Here is a 16,284-nt window from a genome sequence, read left to right on the forward strand (position 1 = left end):
GGCGTCGTTCCTCCGGCACCGCCGGAACATGGCGTGAATGTCTCGGAGATCCTCGACCGGTTGGTGGCTGCGACCGCGGCGATCGGGAGAGTCGGGGTCATCGCCCGGGAGCTGAGCGATCCCTACCTGATCAGCCGCATCCTGAAGCGTCAGGAGGCTGTCAGTTCCTCGGCGATCGAGAATACCCACAGCACCCTCGACGAACTCCTGACTGTCGACGATGTCATGGAGTCTCACGAGGATCAGGAAGAGATCGACAACCAGGTTCGTCAGGTCCGGGATTACGCCATCCTTCTTGATCGACTCGTCCCCGAAGCGGCAGCGCGAGGCTATGACATCTTCACCCTCGATACCATCCGGCGGGTTCACGCCGAGGTCATGCGTGGTAATCCCGATTATGAGGATGTGCCTGGCGCGCTGCGGGAACGGGTGGTGTGGATCGGCGGGCTTGGTCAGATTTCCCGATCAACCTGGAATCCGCCGCCGCCGGACCGCGTGCTTCCCTGCCTGATGCAGACCATCGACTACCTTCGCAATGAGGGAATGCAGTCGATGACGCAGAACCTCGTGGTGCGAATGGCGATCGCCCACGCCCATTTCGAGGCCGTGCATCCGTTTCGGGACGGCAACGGCCGGGTCGGGCGGCTGCTGTTCCCACTGATGATGGCAGCCGATGGTGAGGTCCCGCTGTACCTGTCGCCATTCATCGATGCCCACAAGGATGCCTATTACGACGCCCTGAGGCGCGCGCAGCAGCGTCTCGAATGGGGTGCGATCATCGGCTTCATGGCGGATGCGATCGTGGCGACGGTCGATGAGGTGGAGGTCACCCGGGCGGCACTCGCCCGCTTGCGTGGGGACTGGATGACGCGACGGCGGTTCCGCAGGGCTGCAGCCTCCACCCGTGCGCTCGATCTTCTGCCGCATTATCCGATCCTGACGGTGAAACGGCTCGCCACCCTCCTCAACGTGACGTTCACCCAGGCTTCGCAGGCCGTCGACCATCTGGTGAGCGTCGGTATCCTGACGGAACGGACGGGGTACGCGCGGAACCGGATTTTCGCGGCGAATGAGGTGCTGCGGATCATCAACCGGCCGTTCGGACGCTACGATTCGACCGAGATCTAAGCTTATACCAGGGGTCATTGAAAATGACCTATGGTTCTGTTCTCGAATTTCCGCCGAGCTTTTGCATCGAGAATTCAAGACCGATCGACGGCCCCGTCGATCCCGGGCTTGCCCGGGATCGAGAGAGATGCGTCAGCATCCCAAGAGCTTGCCCAAGGGTGATCCACCGACGCGGGCCGTGGCGCTCCTTCGAGACGGTCGCGGACGCCACCCTGGGATGGGTCGACGGGTCCCATCACCGCCATCTCCTCACGCCGATCGGCAACGTCCCTCCCGCCGAGGCCGAAGCGCGCACTCATGCCGGCGTCGGCGACCACGCCCCCTGACCCGAGACAAACAGCCTCCGATGAACCCGGAGCGGTTCAACGGGATCCGGGAGAGTTCAGATGTCGATCCTTCGGCGGTTCTCTTTGCGCAGAAGTCTACCAGTTCAGGGTCAGGTTGCCACGCACTTGGTGGTCGCTGGCTCTCGCGCCGACCTGACCCGCATAGGCTAAGCCCAAGGTCAAGTCCCGCGCCACCTGCGCCTGGACGCCTGCCGAGGCCACCAACGCGTCGCGGTCGATCGGCGTCCCCGTCGCCCCGAAGGGCTGCCCCCCTGTGAAGGCGACCAGTGACTGAGGCACCACGTCGCCGAAGGCCCGCCGATAGCCAACCGAGCCCTGGATGCTCACTGGCAGGGTCAGTCCCAGCGCGTCCGAGACGACGGCGGCGCCCTGCACCCCAGCGGTCGCCGTTTGGATGTCGTAGTTGCGGCCGAAGACCTGCAGGGCCGCCGCACCGCCCGCCTCCGCAAATGCGTTCCGGGCGATCCGTAGCGCCCCGCCGCCGACGAAGGGCTCGACGAATCCCGCCCCCACCGCGATCCGGTAGCCGATTTCACCGAAGCCCTGGAGCGTGTCGCTCCCGCTCTTGCCGCTGACCGATTGCGAGAATCCCGGGAACCGGATCCCGCGCCGCGTATCCAGGGCGTCGCTGCCGTAGATCCCGCCGGCCCGGAGTTGCAGGGGGCCGAAGTTCGCACGGCCGTAGATCGACCCGAACACGGTCTCCACCTGCCCGCTCGCCAGCCGCGCCGGGATGTCGAAGCCGGTCCAGCTGGTGCCCACCGCGACGCCGACGCGCAGGCTGTCCAGTCCCGGCAGGGTGAGGGCGCCGAAGCCGGTCTCGGCCCCGACGACGAATCCCCCGGTTTCCCGGGTCACGCGGGCGGCATTGCCGTCCCCTCGGGTTCCGCCGAAGACCCCCAGAGCTTGGCCCCAGAGTGCGACGTTGGGCGCAGCATTCGCCGGCGCCACCGCGATGAGGCTGGGCGGCGCCAGCTTTCCGGGCAGGTCGGCCGCGTAGGAGGCCGGCAGCACGGTCCCGGGGACGAACCGCCCAGCCAGGGCCGTCTCCGACCCGAGCCGTTCGGACGGACCGAAGCGGAGATGGTCGAGCAGGGCCGACTGAACGACGGCTGCGTTCTGGGCCACGACGCCGACGGCCGTAGCCTGCGCCTCGCCCGAGAGGAGGGAAAGCGCCTGCGTGGCGCCGGAGGTGGTCTGGTTCAGCACCGCGGTGGCCACCTGCGAGGCCGGGCTCGGGGTCCCCTGCGAGCCCGAGTTCGAGGTGCCCTGCGAGCCCGAGTTCGACGTCCCTTGCGAGCCTGAGTTCGAGGTGCCCTGCGAGCCCCCTGTGCTCGAGCCGCCCGGACTCGTCTGGTTGAGGGAACCACCCACGCTGCCCTGATTTCCGGTCGTCGCTCCGTCGGTGATCGGCTTCGTCTGGGCAAAGCCGAGGGAGATCGTGTTGTTGTCGTAGGAGAGCGACGGCGTCAGGAAGGCGAGGTTGGTGCTCGTCTGAAGGCTGCTGAACTGGCCGGTGATGCCGCCCGTCGCCGAGATCAGGGTATAGCGCAGGTTCGGGGTGTACGTGCCTTCGCCCGCCCGGACTTGAACGGTGCCGCCCTCGATGGTCACCGGACCTGTCACGGTCGTGCGGTCGTTGGCGCTGGGCGTGACCTTGACCGTGTAGAACGAGCCCTGCGCGAAGGTGAGCGGGCCGTTGATCGACAGGGTGCCGATGGCACTGCTGCTGCCGGGAGCCAGGGTGCCCCCGAACCCGATGCGCGACTCGCCGACGCTGCCCGAGCCGGCGAGAATGCCGAGGTTCTTGACCGTCACTTTGGAGGCCGTGAGCGCCCCGTCGACCTGCAGCGTGCCAGCCCCGACCGTGGTGTCGCCCGTGTAAGTGTTCCCGCGACCGGTCAGCACCTGGGTGCCCCCGGTCAGGTTGAGGCCGCCGCTGCCGGTGATGTTGCCACCGAAGCTGCCGCTCGCCCTGGACAAGGTCAGTGTCTTGCTCCCGAGAGCCACGGTGCCGGCCTGGCCGACGGCGGTGTCGGACAGGCCGGTGATCTCGGTTCCGGTGTCGATCAGCTTGCTGATGTCGAAGGTACCCGTGGTGGCCAGGGCGAGTCCGCTGGAGAGTCTGAGGCGGCCATTATCGGCGAGGGCGAGGGTGCCTCCCGTCACCCGGGTGGCGCCTTCAAAGCTTTTGGCGGTGGTGAAGACCACGGTGCCGGGGCCGGCGACGGTGAGGGGGCCAGAATCCTTGATGTCGGATGTCACCGTCAACGTCGTTCCGGTCGCCGGTGCGAAAGTGCCGCCGCCGGTATTGATGTAGACGTCGCGATTCGTCGTGAAGCTCGTCGTCGTCGCGAGTGTTCCGCCTTTGAAGGCAAGAAAGTCCGTGCCGAGGTTAGCGTCTTTCGCCACCTGCAGCGTGCCCCCCGCCAACACCGTTCCTCCGGAATAGGTGTTGGTGCCGGTGAGGATCGTTGTCCCAGCAACCTGTTCGACGTGGCCGTTGCCCTTGATCGTCGGCGCGAAGGTCACGGCCGATCCATCCGGGTTGCCGGTGTGATTGAACACGAGCTTGCTGAGGCTGCTGCCAAAGTTCACCGCCGCCGCCTGCAGGGTGCCGGGGGATGTCGGCGCTTGATCCGGCAATGCGCCGATGGCCAGAACGGCCTCGGGCGAGGAGATCCCGCGCGCGATGTAGACGGTGCCGGTCCCGTCGAGCTTCACCGTCACCGTGCCGCCGTTCTGGATCGCGAGCTTGCCGGTGCCGCCATAGCCGACATTGAGTTCGTCGCTATTGAACCAGGTCGATCCCTGCCCCGTCACCGTCACCGTTCCGGCCGCGACGACATCCCCACCGATGATCCCTCTGGCATTCTTCACCACGCCCCCGTTCTGGATGGTGAGCGCGCCCGTGCCGTGCCTGCCGACAAAGAGGTCACTGGTGTTGGTCCAGGTCGATCCCTGCCCGGTCACCGTCGCGGTCCCGGTCGAAACCTGGCCCGTATGGTTGTTGTCACCGAGATAGCCCGTCGTGTTCGTCACGATGCCGCCGTCCTGGATGACGAGCGTGCCCGAGCCGTTGTCGCCGCCGACGGTGAGGTTTCCGCTGTTGGTCCAGGTCGATCCCTGCCCGGTCACCGTCGCCGTTCCGAACGACCTGATTTGCCGGCCTTCCGTTGAACTCGACCGGCCCTGGGCAATGATTCCGTTGGTGTTCTTCACGCTGCCGCCATCCTGGACGGTGAGCGTGCCCGTCCCGAGCAGGCCGACATCGAGTTCACCGCTGAGGGTCCAGCTCGAGCCTTTCCCCTTCACGATCGCCGCGCCGGTCGACCCTTGATCTTCGCCGATGACGCCGACGATGCCGACGACCGAGTCGCCGTTCTCGATGGTCAACGTGCCTGCCCTCTGAGCGCGGGCCGCACCGTTCACCGCGCAGAGCAACGTGGCGAGGCTCGCCGTCGCGACTTTGCGCGCGTGCCGCCGACTCGGCCCCGGCTGCTCGTTCACAAGCCGGGCCAACACCCTCTCGGGACGTTGCAGTCGGCTTGGCAGCGACTCGCGCCGCGACGTCGGGCCCATTAGCGCCGTTGACGACGTAAGGACTCGACGCAGAAGTCGCTCAGACATCGGATCAGCCATGCGAATAAATCCGTTTTTATCAGCGAAGTCTACAGGCTACGGTCAGTATGAATGATACGCAAATCGTCTTACAGTAGCACACCTGAGCTAATTGAATGCTTGGTGCGGCTTGCTTACAGAGGGAGGTCGAGAGGTTGCGGCAACGCATAACGAAGCCTGCATGGCCACGGCGTGATGCTCGTCAACCAACGATGCGTCGGGCGAACCCATCCATGACGAAGGCTCCATAGACGCAGTCTGACCGCATCGCCACGTCGGTAAAGCCACTCATCTATAAGTTCTTGTCAGAGATCATACCGATGTCTGGCAGTGTTTTCTGAGCACGACGCGGATGGAGGTAAGGCGCAGACATGCCGGCGCCTTGCGCGTGCGACACGCTCACGCCTTTGCCAGCCGCCGGCACCGGTTGAGCCAGCCAATCCTTCGCTCCACGACCCGGCGCTTGGGCAGAACCTCGAACCCGACCGTCTGATCCGTGCGCTAGAGGATCTTCACTGTCACAGATCGGCACACCCGCTCGAAAGCCTTCTGGAACAATGGAGAGAGACGAAACAGCGTCGCCATCGCGGACACCCCGCCATCACGGTCCCGTATGCCGGCCGGATGCACGAGGGCATGCCTCAGCAGACCTTGCGTGTCGACGCGGAGGTGGCGCTTCTCGTCTTTGATCTGTTTGCCAGCGTCATCGTCGGACGGGTCGATCGTGCGCTCCGTCGAGCCAGCGGACGCGGGAGCTCCGGATCGGCAGGCGCTCGCGCTCGGCGACGCACCGCGCCTCCTCAAGGGTGAGAGACGCCCGCGGCAAGGAGGCGTCGCCGCGGATCTCCCGGTCGCAGGAGCCGCCTCGGTCACCGCCCGGCCGCGCCGCGGCGCTCCTACTCGGCGATGAACTTCAGCCGGTGCTCGCGATGGAGTTCGACGATGGCGGCCGCCGTCTCCTCGATCGAGCGGCGGGTCACGTCGATCACCGGCCAGCGGTGCTTCGCGAAGAGCCGCCGCGAGGCCGCGACCTCGTTCGCCACCGCGTCGCGGTCGACATAGGCGGTGGAATCGTCCGCCTTGAGGCTGAGCAGACGGTTCTGGCGGATCTGGACGATGCGCTCCGGCGAGGCGAGCAGGCCGACAACGAGGGGCTTGCGGGCCGCCTCGAGTCCCGATGGCAGCGGCACGCCGGGCACGAGCGGGATGTTCGCGGTCTTGAGGCCGCGATTGGCGAGGTAGATCGAGGTCGGCGTCTTCGACGAGCGGCTGACGCCGAGCAGGATCACGTCCGCCTCGTCGAGGTCGAGGGGCAGGTTGCCGTCGTCGTGCGCGAGCGTGAAGTTCATCGCGTCGATGCGCTTGAAGTACTCCGCGTTCAGCATGTGCTGCGCGCCCGGCCGGGCCGTCGAGTGGGCGCCGAGATAGGATTGCAGCAGGGAGTGGACCGGCTGCAGCACCGAGAGGTAGGGCGAGCTGGTGGCCCGGCAGGCCTCCTCCAGGCGCTCGGTGAGGTCCTGCTCGACGAGGGTGTAGAGCACGATGCCGGGGGCCTGCTCGATCTCGTTGATCACCCGCTCGAGCTGCGCGGCGGAGCGCACCAGCGGGTAGACGTGCTCGATCGCCGAGACGCCCTCGTACTGGGCGGCGGCGGCGCGCCCCACGTTGATCAGCGTCTCGCCGGTCGAATCGGAGACGAGGTGGAGGTGGAAGTAGCTGCGGACCACGGCGTCTCCTCGGACGAGTCGAGCCCCCGCCGCCGGTTCTCCACCGCCGGCTCGGCGGGAGTCGACAGATGTGGATAATGCGACCGCCGTGCCAGGTCCAGGCGAGGACCCGCCGGACTTGTCGACTCCGCCGTCAACAGACGTGGTCCAATCCCGCGCCGGAATCCGGTCCGTGGGAGAATCCGGGACGCGGACACCCTTCGCAGCCGCGAAGGCCGGGCAAGCGCCTCGCGACTCTCGCGATCCCAGAAATCTAGCCGCAATCCGTTAAAGCCCTCTTAACGCCGTGGGGATGGGGACGGGGTGTGGACGCCGCGAGTCCCGCGGGATTCGGGGGTCCAGAAGAAGAATCAGATTCAAGAATCTCTCTTTCCTTCTTTTCTTCGGGGTGGGATCGCGTCGGGGGATGGCGCCCGGCAGGACGGGCTCGCCGGAACGGCGCATCCGCGGATGCGGCCGCGCTTCGGGACTGGCGTCGCGACCGCGCAACGGTCATACGGAACGGCGACGGGTCAGGGGAGGCCGGACGGGATGGGCGGGATCGAGAGCGGTCGTGCGGGCGCGCGTCCCGTCCTGCGGGTGCTGGGCGGTGAGGCCCTCTCCCCTCCCCCGGCCTGGATGATGCGGCAGGCTGGCCGCTACCTGCCGGAATACCGGGCGCTGCGGGCCAAGGCCGGCTCCTTCCTCGACCTCTGCTACACGCCCGACTTCGCCGTCGAGGTCACCCTGCAGCCGATCCGCCGCTTCGGCTTCGAGGCGGCGATCCTGTTCTCCGACATCCTGGTGGTGCCCCACGCGCTCGGCCAGGACGTGCGCTTCGTGGAGGGCGAGGGACCCCGCCTCGATCCCCTGCACGGACGGCCGGAGGTGGAGGCGCTGCGCGCGGCGGGCGATCCGCGGGTCATGGACCACCTCGCACCGGTCTTCGAGACGGTGGCGCGCCTGCGGGCCGACCTGCCGCCGGAGACGACGCTGCTCGGCTTCTGCGGCGCGCCCTGGACGGTGGCGAGCTACATGATCGGCGGGCGGGGCACGCCCGACCTCGCCCCGGCCCGCGCGCTCGCGGCCCAGGACCCTGCCCTTGTCGAGGCGCTGATCGACCGGCTGGTGACGGTGTCCACCGAGTACCTCGCCCGCCAGTTCGAGGCGGGCGCGGACGCGGTGCAGATCTTCGAGAGTCACGGCGGCACGCTGCCGGACGCGGCGGGGGGCGACGCCCTGGCGCGCTGGAGCCTGGAGCCGATCGCCCGGATCGTGGCGGGCCTGCGCGCGCGCGTGCCCGGAGCGCGCATCATCGTGTTCCCGCGCGGCACCGGGCTCGACGGCCACGCCCGGACGCTGGCCGAGACCGGTGCCGACGCCCTCGGCGTCGACTGGGCGGTCGACCTCGCGGCCCTGCGCGGCCGTCTGCCGGCGAGGGCCGTGACCCAGGGCAATCTCCCGCCCGAGATCCTGATCCAAGGCGGGGACACCCTCGACGCCGCCGTGGACGCCATCCTGGCCGCGACGGCGGGCCTGCCCCACATCTTCAACCTCGGCCACGGCATCACGCCGGAGACGCCCATCGCGCATGTCGAGCGGATGCTGGCGCGCCTGCGCGGCTGACGGAACCCACCCGGGAGACCCATGCTGTATCTCTGGATCAAGGCGGCGCACGTCATCACGCTGATCGCCTGGATGGCCGCCATGCTCTACCTGCCGCGGCTCTTCGTCTATCATTCCGCCCTGCCGGCCGGCTCGCCGCAGGGCGAGACGTTCAAGGTCATGGAGCGCCGCCTCGCCAAGGCGATCATGACGCCCGCCATGATCGCCACCTGGATCCTCGGCCTGACGCTGGCCTGGATGAGCGGCGCCTACACGCAGGGCTGGCTGCACGCCAAGTTCGCGCTGGTCCTGATCATGAGCGGCCTGCACGGCTGGTTCTCGCGCATGGTCAAGGACTTCGCGGCCGACCGGAACACCCGCGCGCCGACTTTCTACCGGGTGGTCAACGAAGTGCCGACGCTCCTGATGATCGCGATCGTGATCCTGGCGATCGTCAAGCCGTTCTGAGGGCCCCGCCGATGGAGACCCGCCGCCTCACCCTGACGCTGCCGGACCGCACCGTCGCGGTGGGCCTCGACGCGCTCGGGTCCGGCCCGGATGCCCTCCTCCTCCCGGCCCTGTCGTCGATCGCGACCCGCGAGGAGATGCATCCGCTCGCCGAGCGGCTCGGCGGGCACTATCGCTGCCTGATCCCGGACTGGCCGGGCTTCGGCGCCGAGAAGCGGGCGCGCCTCCCGCTCGCGCCCGCCACCCTCCACGCGGTGATGGATGCCCTCGTCACCGGGCTGCGCGCGCCCGTGGCGGTGGGGATCGCGGCCGGGCACGCGGCGCCCTACCTCGTTGCCGCGGCGCGGCGCCATCCCGGCGCCTTCGGGCGGCTGGTGCTGGTGGCGCCGACTTGGCGGGGACCGCTCCCGACCGCGATGGGACCGGAGCGGCGGCCACTCTACGCCCGCCTGCGCCGGGCGGTGGAGATCCCGGTTCTCGGCCACCTTCTCTACCGGGCGAATCTGAGCACGCCCGTCGTCGCCCGGATGATGCGGGCACATGTCTACGGCGACCCGGCGCGGGTCACGCCGGAGGTTCTCGCCGCGAAACGTCGGGTGACGCGCCAGCCCGGAGCCCGCTTCGGCACCGCCGCCTTCGTGACCGGCGGCCTCGATCCGGTCGCCACCAGGCAGGAGTTCCTCACCCTGTTCGGGAACGGCCTGCCGCCGGTGCGGGTGCTGCGGCCGGAGCGCGCCCCGCGGCGCTCCGGCGCCGAGATGGACGCGCTGATCGCCACGGGCCTCGTGGAGGGCGCCGCGATCCCGGGTGCCCTCGCGCCGCACGAGGAGCACCCCGATGCCGTCGCGGCGGCGATCCTGGCGGGGACCTGAACAGGACGGGTCGCCGCACAGCATCAGACCCGGTCGATGGCGATAATCCCACATCCTCATGCTGAGGTGCGACCGCAGGGAGCCTCGAAGCACCCCGGAACAGAACGTCCAAGGCACTCTTCTCCGGGATCTACGGTCAGGGGTGCTTCGAGGCTCGCTTCGCTCGCACCTCAGCATGAGGCGTGTTGTGTCTTCCAGAAGCGCCCAACTGACGAACGGGCGACAGGGATGAGTGCGGACGGTCGTCGCCTGCGAGGAAAGAGCTGCGTCCGCCTCGTCGTGAACGCAGCGAACCCGTCTTCGCCCGAATGGGCCAAGCGCGCGTGATGAGGAGCGCTTCCGGCCCGGTGTCAGAAGAACGCCTGCAGCCCCGTCTGGGCCCGGCCCAGGATCAGCGCGTGGACGTCGTGCGTGCCCTCGTAGGTGTTCACCGTCTCGAGGTTCTGGGCGTGGCGCATCACGTGGTACTCGCCCATGATGCCGTTGCCGCCGTGCATGTCCCGGGCCTCGCGGGCGATGGCCAGCGCCTTGCCGCAATTGTTGCGCTTGACCAGCGAGATCATCTCCGGCGCCATCCGGCCCTCGTCGAACAGCCGCCCGACCCGCAGCGACGCCTGGAGACCCAGCGCGATCTCGGTCTGCATGTCGGCGAGCTTCCTCTGCACCAGCTGCGTCTGGGCCAGCGGCCGGCCGAACTGCGTCCGGTCGAGCGTGTACTGGCGGGCGCGGTGCCAGCAATCCTCGGCGGCGCCGAGCGCCCCCCAGGAGATGCCGTAGCGCGCCCGGTTGAGACAGCCGAAGGGGCCCTTCAGGCCGCTGACATTCGGCAGCAGCGCGCTCTCCGGCACCTCGACCCCGTCCATCACGATCTCGCCGGTCACCGAAGCGCGCAGGGACAGCTTGCCCTTGATCTTCGGCGCCGAGAGCCCCTTCATTCCCTTCTCGAGGATGAAGCCGCGGATCTGGTTGTCGTGGGCGGGCGACTTCGCCCAGACCACGAAGACGTCGGCGATCGGCGCGTTGGAGATCCAGGTCTTGGCGCCCGAGAGGCGATAGCCGCCGTCGATCTTCTCCGCGCGCGTCTTCATGCCGGCCGGATCCGAACCGGCATCGGGCTCGGTGAGGCCGAAACAGCCGACGAACTCGCCCGAGGCGAGCTTCGGCAGGTAGGTCTTGCGCTGCGTCTCGTCCCCGTAGGCGTAGATCGGGTACATCACCAGCGAGGACTGCACGCTCATCATCGAGCGGTAGCCGGAATCGACGCGCTCGACCTCGCGGGCGACGAGGCCGTAAGCGACGTAGCTCGCGCCCGCGCAGCCGTATTCCTCCGGCAGGGTGACGCCGAGCAGGCCGAGTTCGCCCATCGCATTGAACAGCGAGCGGTCGGTCTTCTCCTCCGCATAGGCCTCGACGATGCCGGGCAGCAGGCGCTCCTGGGCAAAGCCCCGGGCCGTGTCGCGGATCAGCCGCTCCTCGTCGGTGAGCTGATCCTCGAGCAGGAAGGGATCGTCCCAGCGGAAGGCGCCCTTGGCGCCCTCGTGCGGCTTGGCCGCGCTCAGGTCGGTCTGGGTGACGGCGGCGACGGGCGCGGCGGACATGCGCGGGCTCCTCTCAGCGGATCGATGCGCGGAGGTGTAGCGCGGTCGGGCGCCGCCCGCCAGGACGCGAAACCGTGTTTCGCAAATCCGCTCAATAGGCGACCTTGCGCTCCACGAAGCGGAACTGGATCGCGGTGAGCCCGATCACGAGCCCCATCAGCACCACCGACTGCGCCGCGGAGGCGCCGAGATCCGCCCCCGCGCGCCCGTCCTGGTAGACCTTGTAGACCAGGGTCTGGGTGGCGCGGCCGGGACCGCCGGCCGTGAGGACGTCGATCGTCCCGAACGTCTCGCAGAAGGCGTAGACGATGTTGACGACGAGGAGGAAGAAGGTGGTCGGCGAGAGCAGCGGGAAGACGATGGTCCAGAACCGCCGCGCCGGCCCGGCCCCGTCGATCGCCGCCGCCTCGATGACGCTGCGCGAGATGGCCTGCAGCCCCGCGAGGAAGAACAGGAAATTGTAGGAGATCTGCTTCCAGGCGGCGGCCAGCACCACGAGGATCAGCGCGTCGGTGCCGTCGAGGAGCGGGTTCCACGCGATGCCGAGGTCGCGCAGGCCCCGCGCCACGATCCCGAGCGAGGGCTGGAACAGGAAGCCGAACAGCACGCCCGCCACGGCCGGCGCCACCGCGTAGGGCCAGATCAGGAGCGTGCGGTAGAGGCCCGCCCCCGCGATCTCCTGGTCGGCCATGGCGGCGAGCAGCAGGGCGAGGCCCAGCGACAGGCCCGCCACCGCGGCCGAGAACAGGGCCGTGACGCCGAGCGCCTGGTAGTAGGCGGGATCTGCGAGCAGCGCCCGGTAATTGTCGAGGCCCACGAACTCGGTGGCGAGCCCGAAGGCGTCCTGGGCGAGGAAGGACTGGCCGACCGCCTGGACGGCCGGCCAGTAGAAGAACAGCGCCACCGTGGCGAGCTGCGGCAGCAGCAGGAGGACGGGCAGGCGCCAGCCCCGGAAGGTGACGCGCTCGGGCCCCGCGTGATCCGCTCCCATGCGGGCGGCGCTCAGTGGTTCGCCTGGCGCTCGAACTGGCGCAGCATCGCGTTGCCCCGCGACGCGGCGTCGTCGAGGGCCTGCTTGGCGCTCTTGCGGCCGGCGAGCGCCGCCTCGATCTCCTCGGCCCAGACGTCGCGCATCTGCGGCATGTTGCCGAGCCGCAGCCCGCGGGAATTCTCCGTCGGCGGCTTGTTGGTGAGTTCCTTGAGTGGGACTTCGAGGGCCGGGTTCTTGTCGTACCAGCCGTCGGCCTTCGACTTCTCGTAGGCCGCCTTGGTGATCGGCAGGTAGCCGGTGGTCTGGTGGATGCGCGCTTGGCGGTCGGTGTCCGACAGGAAGGCGAAGAACTTGGCGACGCCCTTGTACTCCTCCGCCGACTTAGACCCCATCACCCAGAGCGAGGCGCCGCCGATGATGCTGTTCTGCGGCGCGCCCGGGGCGTCCGGGTAGTAGGGCATGGGGGCGGCCGCCCACTCGAACTTGGCGTTCCCGCGCACGTTGCCGTAGGAACCCGAAGAGCCGAGCATCAGCGGGCACTCGCCCGAGGTGAAGCGTCCGAAGCCGTTGTCGTAGCGGCCGGAATAATCGTAGAGCTTCTCCTTCTGCATCTCGGCGAGGTTCGCCAGGTGCTTCACCTGCAGGGGACCGTTGATCTCGAGGCTGGTGTCGAACCCGTCGAGGCCGTTGGCCTTGGTGGCGAGCGGCACGTTGTGCCAGGCCGAGAGCTGCTCCAGGTGCGCCCAGGTCACCCAGGTGTTGGAGATCCCGCAGGTGGTGTAGCCGGCGGCCTTCAGGGCCTTGGTGGCGGCGAGGATGTCCGGCCAGGTCTTCGGCGGAGCATTCGGGTCGAGGCCCGCCTTGCGCAGGGCGTCCCGGTTGACCCAGAGCACCATCGAGGACGAGTTGAACGGGAAGGAGAGCATCTCGCCCTTCGCCGTCGAGTAGTAACCGGTGATGGCCGGCAGGTAGGCGTTGGGGTCGAAGGGCTCGCCGGCCTCCTTCATGAGCTGGTAGACCGGCTTCACCGCGCCCTTGGCGGCCATCATGGTGGCGGTGCCGACCTCGAAGACCTGGATGATGTGCGGCGCCGTGCCGGCCCGGAAGGCGGCGATGCCCGCGTTCAGCGTCTCCGGATAGGTGCCCTTGTAGGTCGGGACGACCTTGTAGTCGCCCTGGGCGGCGTTGAACTCCTCGGCGAGGCGCACGACCGCGTCGTTGTTGGTCCCCACCATGGCGTGCCACCATTGCAGCTCGGTGACCGCCAGGGCGGGGCCCGCCGCGGCCATTCCGAAAGCGGCGATCCCGAAACCCGCTCCGACGCGGAACATGCTGCGCAGACCCATGGCGTCTCGTCCCCTGCTGTGTGGCCGCTTTCGATGCGACGCTTTCGTCTCAGCGCGATGACGAAAACCCGGGAAGCCGCGCTTGGGAGTTGCAAAAGCACGACAATGCACGTGAGGCAAGCGGCGGCCGAGGAGCGTGCGGCGGATGGAGAGCGGCAATCGGCGCCGATACCACCGCTCCGGCGTGCAGGAACAATCCAGACTGGTTCTCCGCGCAGGCCGATCAGAGATTCCGCGATGGAAAGCTGGTCTGGCGTGAGCGGTGAATTGGTCGAGATCGGCGAGACATCGAGTTCGTTAAGTTTTGCGGCGTAACGACCAGTCGAGTCCCGCCGCCGAAGCGATTCGCTCGAATCCGCCATGCCGATCCCCTCCGGAATCCCCCGCCGCACCCTCCTGCTCGCCGGCGCCGTGCTGACCGCCTCCGCGCTGATGCTGCGGGCCTCGGCGACCGAGCCGGTCCGCCGGATCACGATCGGCGACATGACCTGGGTGGAGGTGAGCCGGGCCGTGGAGCAGGGCTACACCACCGCGCTGGTGCCGAGCGGCGGCCTGGAGCAGAACGGTCCCTATCTCGCCATCGCCAAGCACGACAGCATCGTCGCCTGGACGGCCCGCCGCATCGCGGAAGAACTGGGGCACACCCTCGTCGCGCCGGTGATCTCCTACGTCCCGCAGGGACGCTTCGACCCGCCGACCGACAACCTGCAGTTTCCCGGCACGCTCGGCGTCTCGGAGGAGGCCTTCGCGGGCACCCTCGACGGGGTCGCCCGCAGCCTGAAGGGGGCCGGGTTCCGGACCATCCTGTTCCTCGCCGACCACGGCGGCAGCCTGGGGCCGCAGCGGGAGGTGGCGATGCGGCTCGACCGCGCATGGCGCGGCCAGGGCGTGCGCGTGCTGAGCGTCGACGCCTACTACGACGTCGCGCAGGCCCACGAGCGCTGGCTCATCGCGCAGGGCGAGACGCCCGCCACGATCGGCTTTCACGCCGGCCTCGTCGATCACGCCGAGATCATGGCGGTGGCACCCGAGCGGATCGACTTCGGCCGCCCGCCACCGCCGCTGCCGGCCCGGCTCGGCCTCGCCTCGGACGGGAGCAGCGGGGATCCCCGCCACGCCTCCGCCGAGCGCGGACGCGCCCTGCTCGACATCCAGATCAACGCCGCCCTGGCGCAGATCCGCGCCTTCATGGCCGCCCCGACGGAGTGACGCCGATGCCGGATCTCGTTCCCGCCCTGCAGACGGCGCTGCGCAACCTCGCCGAGGGCACGCTCGCCGTCTCGATGCTGCTGGCGATCCTCGGCCTCGCCTTCACGGCGGTGAGCGCCGTGGCGCAGCCCTGCAACCCCGGCCGGCCCTGGTGGCGCAAGCCCGACCTCGTCACGGACGTCTGCTACTGGTTCGTCATCCCGGTGATCGCCGGCTACGCGCGGGTCTGGCTCCTGGTGATCGGCCTATTCGTCCTCGGAGGCATCGCCACGGCTCTGGGCCACGCGGACCTGTTCGGCGAGGGACACGGGCCGCTCTCCGGCCTGCCGTTCTGGGCGCAGGCGCCGCTCTATCTGATCCTGTGCGACCTCGTGATGTACACGACGCACCGGCTCTTCCACACGATGCGCCTGTGGCGGTTCCACGCCATCCACCACGCCTCCGAGCAGGTCGAGTGGATCTCGTCCGCCCGGTTCCACCCGGTGGACGCGATCTTCCACGGGACGCTCGCGGACGCAGTGCCGCTGCTCCTCGGGATCTCGCCCGAGGTGCTCCTCGCCCTGATGCCCTTCAACGTCGCCCTCGGCGGGCTCGCCCACGCCAATGTCGACTGGACCTTCGGACCGCTGCGCTACGTGCTGGTCAGCCCAGTCTTCCACCGCTGGCACCACACCGGCCCGGACGAGGGCGGCAGCAGCAACTTCGCCGCCACGTTCCCGTTCCTCGACCTGATCTTCGGGACCTTCTACATGCCGAAGGGCGCCCTGCCGCGGGCCTTCGGCATCGGCGATCCCGATTTCCCGCAAGGGTTCGGGGAGCAACTCGTCCATCCCTTCACCCGCCGGGAGCGCCCCGGCCTCCCGGAAGGCGCGCGGCTTCCCTCCTAGAGCATTTTCCGACGAAGTGGACACCGGATCGTCGCAGAAAATACGTAAAAATCAAAGACGTAGAGCAGCACCCGATTGCAGCGCGATCGGGTGCTGCTCTAGGCGCTGTGGACACTTACCGGAGCCACAAGACGATAGCGGCGATGGTGACAACGGCTGCGTAGTTGCGGGCAGTTTTCTCGTAGCGTGTGGCGACGCGCCGGAACTGCTTGAGCTTGGCAAAGCAGCACTCGATCAGGTGGCGCTCGGTGTAGAGGGCTGTGTCGAGATCATACTTCTTGGCTCGTGAGGGATTGTTCGGGATCACGGCCGTGGCGCCCTTGTCGGCAATCGCCCTGCGCAGCCGGTCGCTATCGTAGGCCGCATCAGCCAGGACCACCGCGGCAGGGAGATCGGCAAGCAGGGCCTCAGCCTGGGGCGCGTCGCCCTTCTGGCCCGCCGTAAGGGCAAACCGGACCGGACAGCCCAGACCGCGGACGACCAAGTGGATCTTGGTGCTCAGGCCG

12 protein-coding genes and 2 pseudogenes are annotated in these 16,284 nt (G+C 68.5%); 7 read left to right on the top strand and 7 right to left on the bottom strand.

All coding sequences use genetic code 11. The features are described from left to right. The first annotated feature begins 33 nt into the window (after positions 1-33). Both ACW9J6_RS26045 and ACW9J6_RS26050 read left to right on the top strand, forming a co-directional pair. Positions 34-1,128, top strand: coding sequence for a Fic family protein (locus tag ACW9J6_RS26045; RefSeq protein WP_457119249.1), 1,095 nt, complete (start codon positions 34-36; stop codon positions 1,126-1,128). Positions 1,129-1,286: 158 nt separating this feature from the next. Next, positions 1,287-1,454 (top strand): annotated as a pseudogene (locus tag ACW9J6_RS26050) (IS3 family transposase); the annotation flags it as partial. Between the two features lie 96 nt (positions 1,455-1,550). Here ACW9J6_RS26050 and ACW9J6_RS26055 read toward each other — a convergent pair. From ACW9J6_RS26055 to ACW9J6_RS26065, 3 genes and pseudogenes are all read right to left on the bottom strand, one after another. Next, positions 1,551-4,871: an autotransporter domain-containing protein gene (locus ACW9J6_RS26055; RefSeq protein ID WP_457119250.1), complete on the bottom strand. Its 3,321-nt coding sequence runs from the start codon at positions 4,869-4,871 to the stop codon at positions 1,551-1,553. Positions 4,872-5,501: 630 nt separating this feature from the next. After that, positions 5,502-5,600: pseudogene (locus ACW9J6_RS26060) on the bottom strand (IS5/IS1182 family transposase); the annotation flags it as partial. Positions 5,601-5,992: 392 nt separating this feature from the next. Then, the gene (locus ACW9J6_RS26065; protein ID WP_457119251.1) at positions 5,993-6,823 is read right to left on the bottom strand and encodes a pyruvate, water dikinase regulatory protein; all 831 of its coding nucleotides are present in this window, start codon (positions 6,821-6,823) and stop codon (positions 5,993-5,995) included. A gap of 531 nt (positions 6,824-7,354) precedes the next feature. On the opposite strand from ACW9J6_RS26065, the gene hemE reads away from it, so the two are divergent. From hemE to ACW9J6_RS26080, 3 genes are read left to right on the top strand one after another with little or no spacing between them, the layout of a single operon-like run. Next, positions 7,355-8,428, top strand: a complete 1,074-nt coding sequence (hemE, locus tag ACW9J6_RS26070) for a uroporphyrinogen decarboxylase (protein WP_457119252.1) — start codon at positions 7,355-7,357, stop codon at positions 8,426-8,428. A gap of 21 nt (positions 8,429-8,449) precedes the next feature. Then, the gene (hemJ, locus tag ACW9J6_RS26075) at positions 8,450-8,875 is read left to right on the top strand and encodes a protoporphyrinogen oxidase HemJ (protein ID WP_457119253.1); all 426 of its coding nucleotides are present in this window, start codon (positions 8,450-8,452) and stop codon (positions 8,873-8,875) included. 11 nt (positions 8,876-8,886) lie between these two features. After that, positions 8,887-9,747, top strand: coding sequence for an alpha/beta fold hydrolase (locus ACW9J6_RS26080; RefSeq protein WP_457119254.1), 861 nt, complete (start codon positions 8,887-8,889; stop codon positions 9,745-9,747). Between the two features lie 350 nt (positions 9,748-10,097). Here the strand turns inward: ACW9J6_RS26080 and ACW9J6_RS26085 are convergent, their stop codons facing one another. From ACW9J6_RS26085 to ugpB, 3 genes are all read right to left on the bottom strand, one after another. After that, on the bottom strand, positions 10,098-11,345 hold the full coding sequence (locus tag ACW9J6_RS26085) for an acyl-CoA dehydrogenase (RefSeq protein ID WP_457119255.1): 1,248 nt from the start codon (positions 11,343-11,345) through the stop codon (positions 10,098-10,100). Between the two features lie 91 nt (positions 11,346-11,436). Then, on the bottom strand, positions 11,437-12,336 hold the full coding sequence (ugpA, locus tag ACW9J6_RS26090; protein ID WP_457119256.1) for a sn-glycerol-3-phosphate ABC transporter permease UgpA: 900 nt from the start codon (positions 12,334-12,336) through the stop codon (positions 11,437-11,439). An 11-nt stretch (positions 12,337-12,347) separates the two neighbouring features. Next, positions 12,348-13,682 carry a sn-glycerol-3-phosphate ABC transporter substrate-binding protein UgpB gene (gene ugpB / locus ACW9J6_RS26095; protein WP_457119257.1) on the bottom strand — a complete coding sequence of 445 codons (1,335 nt, stop codon included), beginning with the start codon at positions 13,680-13,682 and terminating at the stop codon, positions 12,348-12,350. A 360-nt stretch (positions 13,683-14,042) separates the two neighbouring features. Between ugpB and ACW9J6_RS26100 the strand changes: the two genes are divergently transcribed. Next, complete coding sequence (locus ACW9J6_RS26100) at positions 14,043-14,891, top strand: creatininase family protein (RefSeq protein WP_457119258.1); 849 nt, start codon at positions 14,043-14,045, stop codon at positions 14,889-14,891. A 5-nt stretch (positions 14,892-14,896) separates the two neighbouring features. Then, positions 14,897-15,778, top strand: a complete 882-nt coding sequence (locus tag ACW9J6_RS26105) for a sterol desaturase family protein (protein WP_457119259.1) — start codon at positions 14,897-14,899, stop codon at positions 15,776-15,778. 115 nt (positions 15,779-15,893) lie between these two features. Here the strand turns inward: ACW9J6_RS26105 and ACW9J6_RS26110 are convergent. Next, on the bottom strand, positions 15,894-16,284 hold a 391-nt coding region (locus tag ACW9J6_RS26110; RefSeq protein ID WP_457119260.1), incomplete at its 5' end, for an IS5 family transposase.

The sequence above is a fragment of the Methylobacterium sp. JK268 genome, assembly GCF_054052225.1.

Coding starts and splice junctions, on each gene's coding strand:
- hemE (WP_457119252.1), top strand. CDS start 7,355: ATGGGCGGGATCGAGAGCGGTCGTGCGGGCGCGCGTCCCGTCCTGCGG.
- hemJ (WP_457119253.1), top strand. CDS start 8,450: ATGCTGTATCTCTGGATCAAGGCGGCGCACGTCATCACGCTGATCGCC.
- ACW9J6_RS26080 (WP_457119254.1), top strand. CDS start 8,887: ATGGAGACCCGCCGCCTCACCCTGACGCTGCCGGACCGCACCGTCGCG.
- ACW9J6_RS26085 (WP_457119255.1), bottom strand. CDS start 11,345: ATGTCCGCCGCGCCCGTCGCCGCCGTCACCCAGACCGACCTGAGCGCG.
- ugpA (WP_457119256.1), bottom strand. CDS start 12,336: ATGGGAGCGGATCACGCGGGGCCCGAGCGCGTCACCTTCCGGGGCTGG.
- ugpB (WP_457119257.1), bottom strand. CDS start 13,682: ATGGGTCTGCGCAGCATGTTCCGCGTCGGAGCGGGTTTCGGGATCGCC.
- ACW9J6_RS26100 (WP_457119258.1), top strand. CDS start 14,043: ATGCCGATCCCCTCCGGAATCCCCCGCCGCACCCTCCTGCTCGCCGGC.
- ACW9J6_RS26105 (WP_457119259.1), top strand. CDS start 14,897: ATGCCGGATCTCGTTCCCGCCCTGCAGACGGCGCTGCGCAACCTCGCC.